At 58.3% G+C, this 12,396-nt stretch carries 17 protein-coding genes; 9 read left to right on the top strand and 8 right to left on the bottom strand.

What is annotated here, in order from left to right:
• Positions 1-127 precede the first annotated feature (127 nt).
• Positions 128-793, top strand: a complete 666-nt coding sequence (locus AC6I9Z_RS05025; protein ID WP_461458334.1) for an SOS response-associated peptidase — start codon at positions 128-130, stop codon at positions 791-793.
• 46 nt (positions 794-839) lie between these two features.
• Here AC6I9Z_RS05025 and AC6I9Z_RS05020 read toward each other — a convergent pair whose 3' ends face one another.
• Complete coding sequence (locus tag AC6I9Z_RS05020) at positions 840-1,010, bottom strand: hypothetical protein (protein WP_461458336.1); 171 nt, start codon at positions 1,008-1,010, stop codon at positions 840-842.
• A 364-nt stretch (positions 1,011-1,374) separates the two neighbouring features.
• Here AC6I9Z_RS05020 and AC6I9Z_RS05015 point away from each other — a divergent pair, with 364 nt between their 5' ends.
• Positions 1,375-2,247 carry a hypothetical protein gene (locus AC6I9Z_RS05015; RefSeq protein ID WP_461458338.1) on the top strand — a complete coding sequence of 291 codons (873 nt, stop codon included), beginning with the start codon at positions 1,375-1,377 and terminating at the stop codon, positions 2,245-2,247.
• A 19-nt stretch (positions 2,248-2,266) separates the two neighbouring features.
• On the opposite strand, the gene AC6I9Z_RS05010 is transcribed toward AC6I9Z_RS05015, so the two are convergent.
• The 7 genes from AC6I9Z_RS05010 to AC6I9Z_RS04980 form a co-directional block, all read right to left on the bottom strand.
• Positions 2,267-3,007 (bottom strand): sigma-70 family RNA polymerase sigma factor, encoded by a 741-nt coding sequence (locus AC6I9Z_RS05010; RefSeq protein WP_461458340.1) that lies wholly within the window; start codon positions 3,005-3,007, stop codon positions 2,267-2,269.
• Entirely contained in the window at positions 3,004-5,151 is a 2,148-nt protein-coding gene (gene flhA, locus AC6I9Z_RS05005) for a flagellar biosynthesis protein FlhA (protein ID WP_461458342.1), read from the bottom strand. Before flhA ends, AC6I9Z_RS05010 begins: the two co-directional genes overlap by 4 nt.
• A gap of 143 nt (positions 5,152-5,294) precedes the next feature.
• Entirely contained in the window at positions 5,295-5,603 is a 309-nt protein-coding gene (locus AC6I9Z_RS05000; protein WP_461458344.1) for a hypothetical protein, read from the bottom strand.
• The gene (flgM, locus tag AC6I9Z_RS04995; RefSeq protein WP_461458346.1) at positions 5,600-5,902 is read right to left on the bottom strand and encodes a flagellar biosynthesis anti-sigma factor FlgM; all 303 of its coding nucleotides are present in this window, start codon (positions 5,900-5,902) and stop codon (positions 5,600-5,602) included. The genes AC6I9Z_RS05000 and flgM overlap by 4 nt, the downstream gene beginning before the upstream one ends.
• Before the next feature lie 62 nt (positions 5,903-5,964).
• Complete coding sequence (locus AC6I9Z_RS04990; protein ID WP_461458348.1) at positions 5,965-6,474, bottom strand: flagella basal body P-ring formation protein FlgA; 510 nt, start codon at positions 6,472-6,474, stop codon at positions 5,965-5,967.
• A gap of 2 nt (positions 6,475-6,476) precedes the next feature.
• A complete protein-coding gene (locus AC6I9Z_RS04985) occupies positions 6,477-6,995 on the bottom strand; it encodes a hypothetical protein (protein WP_461458349.1) in 519 nt (172 codons plus the stop codon).
• A complete protein-coding gene (locus AC6I9Z_RS04980) occupies positions 6,986-7,657 on the bottom strand; it encodes a MotA/TolQ/ExbB proton channel family protein (RefSeq protein ID WP_461458350.1) in 672 nt (223 codons plus the stop codon). Before AC6I9Z_RS04980 ends, AC6I9Z_RS04985 begins: the two co-directional genes overlap by 10 nt.
• A 247-nt stretch (positions 7,658-7,904) precedes the next feature.
• Between AC6I9Z_RS04980 and flgB the strand changes: the two genes are divergently transcribed.
• The 7 genes from flgB to AC6I9Z_RS04945 are packed head-to-tail and all read left to right on the top strand — an operon-like array spanning position 7,905 to position 12,392.
• On the top strand, positions 7,905-8,249 hold the full coding sequence (gene flgB, locus AC6I9Z_RS04975; protein WP_461458351.1) for a flagellar basal body rod protein FlgB: 345 nt from the start codon (positions 7,905-7,907) through the stop codon (positions 8,247-8,249).
• A gap of 11 nt (positions 8,250-8,260) precedes the next feature.
• The gene (gene flgC / locus AC6I9Z_RS04970) at positions 8,261-8,653 is read left to right on the top strand and encodes a flagellar basal body rod protein FlgC (protein ID WP_461458562.1); all 393 of its coding nucleotides are present in this window, start codon (positions 8,261-8,263) and stop codon (positions 8,651-8,653) included.
• Positions 8,653-9,288, top strand: coding sequence for a flagellar hook assembly protein FlgD (locus AC6I9Z_RS04965; RefSeq protein ID WP_461458353.1), 636 nt, complete (start codon positions 8,653-8,655; stop codon positions 9,286-9,288). Before flgC ends, AC6I9Z_RS04965 begins: the two co-directional genes overlap by 1 nt.
• Before the next feature lie 29 nt (positions 9,289-9,317).
• Entirely contained in the window at positions 9,318-10,148 is an 831-nt protein-coding gene (locus AC6I9Z_RS04960; RefSeq protein ID WP_461458355.1) for a flagellar hook-basal body complex protein, read from the top strand.
• Positions 10,149-10,172: 24 nt separating this feature from the next.
• Positions 10,173-10,919 (top strand): flagellar basal body rod protein FlgF, encoded by a 747-nt coding sequence (locus AC6I9Z_RS04955; RefSeq protein ID WP_461458357.1) that lies wholly within the window; start codon positions 10,173-10,175, stop codon positions 10,917-10,919.
• A gap of 13 nt (positions 10,920-10,932) precedes the next feature.
• Complete coding sequence (gene flgG, locus AC6I9Z_RS04950) at positions 10,933-11,721, top strand: flagellar basal-body rod protein FlgG (protein WP_461458359.1); 789 nt, start codon at positions 10,933-10,935, stop codon at positions 11,719-11,721.
• Positions 11,722-11,732: 11 nt separating this feature from the next.
• Positions 11,733-12,392 carry a flagellar basal body L-ring protein FlgH gene (locus tag AC6I9Z_RS04945; RefSeq protein ID WP_461458564.1) on the top strand — a complete coding sequence of 220 codons (660 nt, stop codon included), beginning with the start codon at positions 11,733-11,735 and terminating at the stop codon, positions 12,390-12,392.
• Positions 12,393-12,396: the final 4 nt, after the last annotated feature.

The following is a 12,396-nucleotide window of genomic DNA, read 5'->3' as shown; positions in this document are numbered from 1 at the left end:
CCCCTTTCCTACAACCCCCAGTCTTTGATACACCGGCCTGAATCCCCACCACCCCATAAAAACTAACAGGTGCACAGCACTGTAAAGATTGCCATAACCGTCCCTCACGTTGGGGAACGGGGGCAATATGTGTGGGCGCAAATATGCGAGTGAGGAACTCACTTGGGCGGAATATCGCGAAATACTGAATATCATTCCGGACCAGCCGTCCAACCTTGCGCCCAATTATAATATCGCGCCAACCCATCAGGTGCTGGCCTTTCGCAAAAATGCAGAGGAAGTCAGATTGTCTCCGCTCCACTGGGGACTGGTGCCGCACTGGGCCAAGGATGCGAAAAAGGCGGGCAGCATGATCAACGCGCGATCCGAGACGCTGGAGGAAAAACCCAGCTTTCGACCGCTGCTAAAATCCCGCCGCTGTGCCGTTCTGGTTTCCGGCTTTTATGAGTGGCAGCGCGGGCTTGGTTCCACTGGCAAGGATAAACAGGCGCATAAGGTGGAACGGGGCGACGGGCGGCCCATGCTGCTTGCCGGGCTGTGGACGCGTAATGATGCGCTGAACCTCGAAAGCTATACAATTGTCACCACGGCGGCCACGCCCGATTTTGCCGCGCTGCATCACCGGCTGCCCGCAATATTGGAACCGGACCAGCTTGACCTGTGGCTGACCGGCGAATGGGATGCCGCGCGCGATCTGCTCACACCCTATGCTGGAGCGCTCAACACAGCGGCTATTTCCAATGCCGTGGGCAATGTCCGTAACAATGGACCGGAGTTGCTGAAACCGATTTGATGCGAGTGAGAAACTCATTTGGACATCATATCTGCCGGTCCAATAGTTAAGGCACTGGCAAGTCAATCGTCATTTCCATCGGCATCATCAGGATCAGCCCTGCGCAGGTTAGCCCAAAAACGGCCCAAGCATATTGCTTAGAGCGGATATCCAATATCGCCCGGGCTACACAATAGATGACAATTGCCAACGGCGCGATCAACCAGAAATAATACATAAGCTAGCTATCCGATCGTTTCTGTTTCGCTACTAAGTAAACAAACGAAACCGATCCCAGCACATTCAGCAGTGCCATCACTGTCTTGGCGGAAAGCCCAAACACGACAATGTCAAATATCAAAAAATTTGCAAGTCCGGCGGCTACGATAATTACGATAATGAAAGCAAATATTCTTTCATTTCTTGTGTTCATTTTGACGCCCTTATGATGCTGCGGAAGCAACCGTAAAGGATGGGTGGGCAAGATCAACTCTCGACCTGTTGACTAGGAATTCTCCTACAAGGCTTTCCTACAACCCCCAGCTTTTGATACACCGGCTCGAATCAAAAGAACAAATCAGGAACAAAAGGGCCGCTACCCCATGGCAAATAATCCGTCTTATGACACGCCTTCTCCCGCCAACCTGCCCGTCCCCAGCGAAGCGGCGGAGCCTCCGGAAACGCCGCGCGAAAAACCCTATCGCGTACGCCATGATGGCTGGACGGCGGAGCGGCAGAATATCTTTATTGAATCGCTGGCCAAGACGCGCTGCGTGCGGGACGCCAGCCGCATGGCGGGAATCAGCTGGAACAGCGCCTATCGCCATCGCAAGCGCAGCACGGCCTTTGCCGAACGCTGGGACCTCGCGCTGCGCCGGTCAGAGACGACCATAGGCGAGGTCACGTGGCAGCGCGCCGTGGAGGGCGTGGAGGAGGATGTCTGGTATCATGGCAAGGTCGTGGGTCAGCGGATCAAATATGCCAATGACCTGCTGCGCCTGCTCTATCAGCATGACACCAACGGCGCCGCCCGCGACGCGCAGGGCCGCTTTGCGCCTGCTGGTGCCGGAATCGATGATGGCGCCGGTGATGGGGTCGATAGGGAAGTTCATGATGGAGCGCATCCCGGGCCGCAATATCCGGACGTGGATGAACCCACGACGGTGGCGGGCCGGACAATCTATCCCAAATGGGTCAGCCTGCCCCCGCCGGACCCGACAGAGCCTGAGGACACTCTGGAGGAAAAGCTCAAGAAAATCGGCGACAATCTTAGACGGCTGGGCAGCCGCAACATCAACCTGCGCACGGGTCAGGGCATGACCGACGAAGTGGTCGAGGCGGTCCAGCGCTTTGTCGCCGGCGGCCGGGTGATGCTGCCCGACAGGTTCAAATGGTTGCCCCCGGAAAAGTTTGAACAGGCAAAGGCAGAGTTTCTTGCCCAATGTCCCGGGGGCGAAGGCCCGGAACGGGGATGACGGGACCCTAGGCGGGGCGCTAGTTGGGAGAAAGCATGTCGTGCAGCTTGGCAAGCGCCGCCTTCTTGATCTGGCACACGCGCGCCGCGCCGATGTCGAGCGTCTGGCCGATCTCCTCCAGGTTCATTTCCTCGATAAAATAAAGCTGCAATATCATCGCGTCGCGTTCCGGCAGGGTGTCAATCGCCGCGGCGAGCTGTGCCTTGCGCTGGTGCCGCTCCACCCGCGCATCGGCGGTTTCCTCCGTGTCGGCAAACCAGATATTCTGGTCGGAATAAACCTCGTCCATCGATTGCAGGTCGACCGACTCGGCATGGTCCATCGCAGCGCGAAAGCTGCCCGGCTCCATGCCCATCGCCTTTGCCAGCGCCGCTTCATTGGGCGCCATGCCCAGCTGCTGCGCCAGCTCCGCCTGCACAGTGCGCAGTTTCTTTTGAAACGCCATGGCGGAGCGGCTGACATGGCTGGCCTTGCGCAGCTGGTCAATCATCGCGCCGCGTACGCGCAGCTTGGCATAGTTGGTAAAGCCCAGCCCGCGATCCTCATAGCTCTGCGCCGCCTCGACCAGCGCGACCATGCCGATTTGCAGCAAATCCTCCACCTCGATCATCGTCGACATCCGGTCATGGACATGCCACGCCAGCTTGCGCACCAGCGGCAGATGGCTGGCGATCAGCTGTTCCTGATCGGTCGTCGCCGGACTGGCGCCATAAGTGAGTTTGGCGCTGAGCTCGGCCAGATCGGGGTCATGATAGGTCATGCGGGGTCCTTTGCTGTTTCGGTCGGTTCGCTATCCGGCAGCGTGGCCGGGCGCCCGCCGACAACCGCGACCACCTCGACCGCCTTGTCATCGGGCAGTTCCTCGAATGACAGCACCGGCGTTTCCGGCAGATGGGGCCGCAGCAGGCGAAGCAATGTCCGCCGAGCCACAGGCGAGGTCACAATCGCAAAGCGCCGCGCCTCCGCCATGATCGGGCGGGCAGCTTCCTCGACCGCCGCGATGATTTTCTGCGCCAGTCCCGGCTCCACCGGATGGGAGGCACCAGCGCCTGCCTCAATCGCCTCGGCAAGCAATGTCTCCAGATCTCCGCCCAGCGTGATCACCGGCAGCGGCATGTTGACCGGCACCAGCGCCTGGATGATCAGCGGTCCGATCCGTCGCCGCACGCCATCGACAATAGCGTCAAGCGACGGCCTCTCGCGCTCCATATCATTGGCAGCATCATCCGCCGCAGCCTGCACCATTGCTTCTGCAAGCCGGCGAAAGTCCTTCAGCGGCACGCCCTCGCCGAGCAGTGCGCGGCAGATCGCGGTCACTTGGTAGAGGCTCAGCGGTTTCGGGGTCAGCCCCTCGACCAGCTGCGGCGCGCGTTCCTTGAGATTGTCGAGCAAGCCCTGCGCCTCATCCATGCCGAACAGTTCGGCAGCGCCCAGCCCGACAAGATGGTTGAAATGGGTCGCGATGACGGTGGACGCATCGACCACCGTATAGCCCGCCACGACCGCTTCACTGCGCTTGTCCGGTGAAATCCACAGCGCGTCGAGCCCGAAGGTCGGATCCTTGCACGCCTTGCCTTCTACCATGCCATCAATGTCGCCGCTGTCGAGCGCCAGCAGATCCTCTGGCCACGCCTCATCCTCGCCCAGCGTCACGCCGCTGATCTGAATACGATAGGCATTGGGGGCGAGCGCCATATTGTCCTTCACCCGGACCAGCGGCACCACGAAGCCCAGTTCGCGCGACAATTGCCGCCGGATGCCGGTCAGCCGCTGCATTAGCGGCGCGCCCTTGCGATCATCGACCAGTGGCACCAGCGCATAGCCGATTTCAATATTCAGTACCGCGCCATCAGTAACGTCGCTCCACGCAATATGGTTGGTCTGTTCCGGTGTCTGCACTGTTGGCGGAGCAGCTGCGGCCTGATCGCGTCGCAGCATCCGCCATGCAAGAAACCCGGCCATCGCGGCAATGGGCAGGATGATGAAATGCGGCATGCCCGGCAGCAGTCCGATAATGGCGAGGATCGCAGCGACCGGTATCCACGCCCTGGGGTTACCAAACTGGCTGCCAATCTGCCCCGACAGGTCCATCGGTGAGGCCACACGGGTCACGATCGCCGCCGCCGCAATGGACAATAGCAAAGCCGGTACCTGCGCGACCAAAGCATCACCAACAGCGAGCAAAACATAGGTTTGGGCTGCATCACCCACGGCCATATCGTGACTGACTATGCCCAGGATCATGCCGCCCAATATGTTGATGATCAGGATCAGTACGCCGGCAACAGCATCGCCCTTCACAAATTTGGACGCGCCGTCCATCGACCCGTAAAAGTCGGATTCCGTTGCCACTTCCTGACGCCGCTCCTTGGCTTCCTCGGGCGAGAGCAGGCCGGCATTGAGATCCGCGTCAATCGCCATCTGCTTGCCCGGCATTGCATCAAGCGTGAACCGCGCCGTGACCTCGGATACGCGCCCGGCACCCTTGGTAATCACCACCAGATTGATGATCATCAGGATCGCAAAGACAAATATCCCTACCACATAATCACCGCCGATCAGGAAGTTGCCGAACGCCTCGATCACCTGTCCCGCCGCATGCGGCCCGGCATGACCCTCGACCAGCACCACACGGGTAGACGCCACGTTAAGCGCCAACCGCAACAGGGTCGCAAACAGCAGCACGGTGGGAAAGCTGGAAAAGTCGAGAGGCTTGGCGGCGTTCAGCGCGACCATAAGAACCGCCAACGCAATCGTGATATTCGCAATGAAGCCGATGTCCAGCACCGTCACCGGAACCGGAAGCACCATGAAGATGACCAGCAAAAGGGTCGCGATGGGCAATATGCCTGCCCGCGCTGTATCACCCAGACGCGCCTGATGAGACGAGAGAAAGGCTAGCATTCGGGCCGTGCACCAAGATGTCGGAAAATGTGGCTTTGCGTCATGACAGGTCCCAAAATTATTTGGGATCAGATGAGCAAAGCCCGTGCCAGTCGTTCAAAGTAGTTTGGAATTTCCTATAATTTTACATTATATTCAACAGCTTATAGAGGTCTGTCGTAGGTGGGTGCGATACCCGCACCCAATGCATGTGACAAATTAATGGCGCGCTGCTGGTTCAAATTCGTCAATTTATTGACTCGGAACCGGGCCGCCTCGATCAGTTTGGACAGGGACAGCACACGGTTTTTGAGGGCGTCGCTCTGACGCCAGGCACCGGTTTGATCGACCGCCGCCACCAAAGGCCTTATGGCTGCTGCCGCCGCGATAATCTGGTCCGGGTCCTGTCCATCGAGTGCTTCCACCAATGCTTCAAAGCCTTGCTCAAGATTGCTCAGCAAGTCCCCCGTCATGAAAAGTCGCCGCCGGATCGGTCGAAGTCGATCATATTTTCCGCGATTTTCATCGGATCAACCGGGTATTGACCATCGGCTATGGCCTGACGAATGACCTGAATGCGCGCACTGTCAACGGGCATGCCCTGCTGTACCATATGATCTATGGCGCTGGCCAAGCCGCCGCTCTCTGTAGAGCTTCTAACCTTGTCGGTGCCGGCGCTTTGCATGGCGCCCGACCTGTCCGCTGGCCGGACCGGATCGCTTTGTCCCGGACCGATTGCTCGGCCGTAAAACGCACTCATCTTGTCTATCATGACGTCTCCTTAAGCATGCCCGCCTGTTAAAACGGGTTCCCGGACAGCGGGTTTAGGAAAAATCAGAAAACCGGCAGGGCAACGCGCCCCTGACCGACTATCTCGGCCAGTATCGGGCGGGATTTTCGGGTCGCACGAACCGGAATGATCTCGCCAAGACGGCCGCCACGATCCGCCTGCATCTGCCGAGAGACCAGAAAGCCGCTTTTTCGCGCGACCAGCAAAACGGGTTGACCGCGCTTGACCATCATCTGTGATTGGCGCACGCGATGACCACCATGACTTTGCTGGATCAGTGGCACAGAAATACGCCAGTTCAGCGATGTGCATTTTATGATTGCGAGGCCTTCGCTCCGTTTTTCCATCTGCAATGCTTCGGGGCATTTCCTCATTTTCAACCGCCGATCAATCACGCCGCGCGCGCCGCCCACTGCACCTTGCTCATTGCCTAGGAACACCGCCAGTTGCTTGTCCAGTCCGGGAAGGCTTTCGTGGGTTTGCGCCTGTGCCGGAGAACTAAGCAACCAGCATGATACCGCCACAACTCCACCTATCTTAAACAATATCTGCATATTCACTCCTCCAAACCATTCGTAATTTGAGAAGCAAGGGCCGTGCCATTGGCCGGAGCAATAACGGAGGATGATGTCCTGATCGTAGCTATTAGATGCTGTGGCTCATCATCTATCACTTGGCTTTGCCCACCGATCACTATGGCTGATTCATCGACGCCCGATGCCTTTAACCCGCGTGCGAAAGCTGCCATCCGCGCGGCCGATAATTCCCATTGATCGAGCCGGGCAGAAGCGTCGGAACGTCCCGTCATCGATACGTTGATTTGGCGTGCGCCGGTACCTGCTGCCCCCGCAACCTCGCTGGCTTTTTCCCTGCCGATGCTAGTAAGCATGGCCTCGCGGGGTTCAAAGAGCACAGAAGCCGGCCACGCAAACTCTATCGCTGGCAAAATCACGTCAGCATCCACCCGATCCGCCGGCGGCGCTGGCCGAACAAAAGACAGGACCACAAACCCCAGCATCAACAAGGTAAGATCAGCAAAGGCCAGCGACCAGCGATTGGCCGGTATCAGGCGCATATCGGCCTCTGACCAAGCGCATGGCGACCACGGGTCTGGCTTTTTTGGACCAGAGCAATCAGCCTGTCCGTCAATATCCTCTGCCACTTCAGCTCTTCCGTGGACAGGCGCAGGAAACGTTGCGCTATCGGTGCTGCAATCAGGTTGGACAAGACGAGACCATAGAAAGTGGTGAGCAGCGCCAGCGCCATGGCCGATCCCAGATTGGCCGGATCGTTCAAATCCTGAAACATCCGCACCAGCCCGATGATCGTCCCGACCATCCCGATGGCCGGAGCGACATCGGCCACTGCCATCCAGAAACGGATCACGCTGTTATGCCGTGCCTCCCGGTCATTCAGGTCGGCTCCTGCCCACCGGGAGAATTCGCGTACATCCTCATGTCTGGCAAGACAAGCCGCGGCGCGTGCAACGAAAGCGCTTTTGGCATCGACCTGGTCAACACATTGCAAGCCCTTGCCATCCATCACCGCCTCGACCTGATGCAGGGATTGGCGCGCCATTTGGGCATCGCGAACCGGGTCGGCGCGCAGCAGGACATGCCATGCGGTAAAACTGCGGATCAAACCGCCGCTGCCCTCCTGAAGGCCAACAACGGCAATCGCGCCCAGCCAGACGATCGCGAGCACCAACGGATCGCACAGTTCAACTATTGCTTGCAACTAGGCCTCCCATCACTGGCGAGCCAGTTGTGACAAATAATTGTCGCGCAACGCCAAAAAATTGGCGCAGTTTTTTGACGCTTTGCTGTGTTCGTTTCAGGAAAATGTCGGAATTGCGGGACATTTGGACTTTGGCACACCCTTTGCGGAGTAGAGGGAGAAGAAAAGGAAATTGGCTCTCTGCCCATCAAAACGGATGACGCGGAGGCATGTTTACCCTTGCGAGAAAGGAGCATTGGTTCCGGCTATGGACAGGATTTTCGGTATCTATGGAGATGCATTGACCCTGCGTGCGCAGCGGCTGAACATGCTGGCTTCGAATATCGCCAACGCCGCCACGCCCAACTACAAGGCGCGCGATCTCGACTTCGGCAAAGCCATGGCTTCCATTATCGACGGCGAGACGTGGAGCGACAGCGCGGATCAGCATATCGGCTATCGCATCCCGCTCCAGCCTTCCATGGATGGCAACACTGTGGAGCTTTCTACCGAACAGACGCTCTTCGCCGAAAATGCGGTCCAGTATCGCACGACATTGTCTTTTCTTGACGGACGCATCGGCACCTTGCGCCGTGCGATGAAGGGGGAGTGATGGCAGAAGCGATGAACATATTTGACGTTGCCGGGCGCGCCATGGCGGCGCAGCTCACGCGGCTGAACACCACCGCCTCGAACATGGCCAATGCCCGGTCGGTGGCAAGCAGCGAAGCGGAGGCATTTCGTGCTCTCAAGCCCGTCTTTCGTACCCATGTGGATAGCCCGGACATGGCCACGGTCGATGTCGAGCGCATCGTGCAATCCGATACCCAGCCAAAAAAGCGTCATGATCCCGCCCATCCGATGGCCGATGCCGATGGCTATGTCTGGGAAGCGGGCGTCGATGAAGCAACCGAGATGGTCGAGATGATCGAAACCGCCCGGCAGTATCAAAATAACGTGCAGGTCCTTCAGACCGCCAAATCACTCATATTGGAAACCGTAAGGATGGGGAAATAATGACTATTATCAACAGTCTATCACCGGCTACCGCCGGCACCACCGCAGCCGGCCTGTCCGGCGACAATCTCGATCAGGCCGCGTTTCTGCGCCTGATGACAGCGCAGCTCAAAATGCAGGACCCGTTCGAACCGCTGGATAGCAACGCAATGGTGGGCCAGATGGCGCAATTTTCAACCGTTGCGGGAATTGAGGAAATGAACGCATCGCTGCGGCAGCTCAATGATGCGAACCGGATCGGCGATGCATCAAGCTGGCTCGGGCGCAATGTCCTGCTGCCCGGCAACATGGCGGTGCCGAATGAGACCGGTCAATATGCCGGGGAGTTCATGCTCAACGCGCCTGCATCTGATCTGTCGATCGATTTTCTCAACAATAGCGGCCAGATTGTCCAGGCGATCGAGCTGGGCGAACAGGAGGCCGGAACAATCGCCTTTGAATGGGACGCGCTGGACGGCGATGGCCATCCGCTTGATCTCGGCGCGCTCAAGATACGGGTCAATGGCGGTGCGATATCCGGACTGTCATCCTGGACCACCGTCGATGCGGTGCAGTCGCCAACCGATGGCGGCAATGCCCGTCTTGTAACCCCGCGTGGAGACTTTTGGCTCTCCGACGCTGTCCGTCTCAGCTAAAATATCATTCCTTTCTACGGAGAAATTTCATGTCTTTCTACACTTCCCTGTCGGGCCTAAAAGGTGCGCAAACCGACCTTTCGACCATCTCGAACAATGTCGCCAATGCCGGCTCCGTTGGCTTCAAACGCAGCCGCGCGATATTTGGCGACCTGTTCGCCGCTGCACCGACCCAGTCGACCAAGACTGTCGCTGGCCAGGGCGTCCGGCTGAACGGTATCACCCAGCAATTTGCGCAAGGCACGCTGGAATCCACCGGCAAGACACTTGATCTTGCGATTGCGGGCGAAGGCTTTTTCGCAGTGCGCGGACAGCCTCCGGCGGAGGAACTCAGCTTTACCCGTAACGGCGCGTTCGGCATTAATTCCGACCGCGAAGTCGTCGATACGCTAGGCAGTATTGTGCAGCTGCTGCCGGTGGATGTGAACGGTGTGGTGACCTCGACAGCGATTGGCGACATGACAGGCTTTGTCCTGCCCGAATTTGATCCAGCGGATCCCGCGGCCGTACTCGCCAATATTTCCATCGACACGGCCGGACTGGTCACCGCGACCTATGCCAATGGCAATACCGAAAATCTGGGGTCAATCGCCATGTCCTCCTTCACCAATGTCGAAGGACTGCGCCCGATTGGCGATGCGCACTGGCAGGCGACAGGAGAGAGCGGTGATCCGCAAATCAATGCCGCTGGAGCTGGCCCGATGGGTGAGTTGCGGTCCGGTATGCTGGAGCGCGCCAATGTTGATCTGACCGAAGAGCTGGTCTCCCTGATCGGTGCCCAGCGGAATTTTCAGGCCAATGCCCAGGCAATCGAAACCGCCAATACGCTGACCCAGACGATCATCAACCTGCAGGTCTGACAAAGCCCGAAGGAGGCCTGAAAAATGGATAAGATGATCCATAGCAGCCTGTCCGCGATGCAGGGTATAATGGCCCGGCAGACGGCGATTGCGAACAACATGGCCAATGCCAGCACAACCGGTTTTCGTGCCGAGATTGTGAGCGCCAAGGCAAAGCACCTCAGCAGCGCCGAGCTGGACAGCCGGGCCATGGCCCATGAACGCGTGCTGGCCGCTGACATGACCTCCGGATCAGTAACGGTAACTGGCCGCGCCTTGGATATTGCGCTGGACGGCGACGCCATGCTGTCGGTTCAGGGGCCTGATGGCGAATCTGCCTATACACGGCGCGGTGATCTGCAACTGAGTGAAACTGGCCTGGTCACAACCGGCGCTGGTGATCCCGTATTGGGTGAAGGCGGTCCGCTGATCATCCCACCCGCCGACCGGATCAACATTGCCAAAGACGGTGGTGTCTGGATCCGGCCACAAGGCGATGTCGATGGCGAGATGCAGCAGATTGACCGGCTGGCGTTGGTGTCCTTCACCGGCAGCGATATTGTCAAAGGCCAGGATAATCTGTTCCGCGTCCGGGATGGCGGCGCTTTGCCGGCCGATGCCGACGCGAGGTTGACCTCCGGATCGCTCGAAGGATCGAACGTCAACATGACGGCCGCGCTTGTCGACATGATCGAAGCCAGCCGCGCCTGGGAAACTCAGGTCAAATTGCTGTCCACCGCCAAGGATATCGACAGCAGCGGCGCCAGCCTGATGCAATTGCCGAACAATTAGAAAGGAATAGCCCATGAGTAACGGAGCCCTGCAAGTCGCCCGTACCGGACTGGATGCGCAAAACACCAAGATGCGCGTGATCGCGAACAACCTTGCCAATGTGAACACCAATGGCTTCAAGCGGCAGCGTGCCAGTTTTGAAACGCTGGCCTATCAGCACAACATCACCCCAGGGGCACCAGCAGATGCGCAGAACCAATATGCTGTCGGATTATCCCTGGGCACCGGCGTCGCGCTGCAAGGGACGGCACGCATTGAAACTCAGGGCGCATTGCAAACAACCGGCAACGCGCTGGATATCGCCATTGAAGGTCCCGGTTATTTTCAGGTAGAAATGCCCGATGGACAGATTGGCTATACCAGAGCCGGCAATTTCAGCCGCACCTCGGAAGGCGCGATTGTAACCGCAGGCGGCCTGCCGCTCATCCCCGAAATCCAGATTCCCGAAGGTACAACCGGCATCACGGTTGGCAGTGACGGCACCATTTCCGCAGCCTTGGCGGGCGAGACAGAAATCACGATATTGGGACAGATAGAAACCGCATCTTTCGTCAACCCGGCTGGCCTCACACCGCTGGGTGACAATCTGCTCATCGAAAGCGAAGCCAGCGGTGATCCCCAAGTTGGCGGGGCTGGCGAGGAAGGGCGCGGCACCTTGCGAGCCGGTGCGCTGGAACAGTCCAATGTCAATATTGTCGAGGAACTGGTCGACATGATCGAGACTCAGCGCGCTTATGAGGTCAATAGCAAGATGATCTCTGCCACCGACGAAATGCTGCAATTTGTGAACCAGCAGCTGTGACCGGTTCCGCGATGAGAACCGTTTCCATCATTCTGGCGACCTGCGCCTTGTCGGCCTGTTTTGGCGGCATCAACGGCGGCCCGCAGTCTGGATTTGAACCGACCATGCCGCCGATCAACATGGCAAAGACACAAAGCAATGGCGCGATATTTCAGGCCGCCAATGGCTATGCTGCCCTGACCAGCGGGACACGCGCGGCAATGGTTGGTGATGTCCTGACGATAGAGCTGGTCGAGCGGACCATTGCGCGCAAGACCAACAGCGCGTCCACCAGCAAGAGTAGCGATTTCGGCCTGACACCGCCGGCCACCGGGCCACTAGCCCTTTTTGACCCCAGCGACATAAATATTGGCGGCGATCAGTCGTTCTCTGGTTCAGGACGGGCAGCGCAGACCAACAGCCTGCTCGGTGAAATCAGTGTCACGATTGCGCAGGTCTATCCCAATGGCACGATGAGAGTGAAGGGCGAAAAAGTGATCAACCTGAACCGCGGTGAGGAATATATCCAGATGACCGGCATCGTGCGTACAGCCGATATCAGCACGGATAACCGGGTGCTGTCATCACGGGTGGCGGATGCGCAGATCAGCTATGCCGGATCAGGGGAAATTGCCCGCGCCAGCAAGCAGGGATGGTTGCAGAAATTCTTCTCGACCATATCACCTTTCTGACTGG

This window comes from Parasphingorhabdus sp. (genome assembly GCF_059726685.1).
The sequence above is the reverse complement of the archived record's forward strand: the minus strand, read 5'-3'. Positions and strand labels throughout refer to the sequence as shown.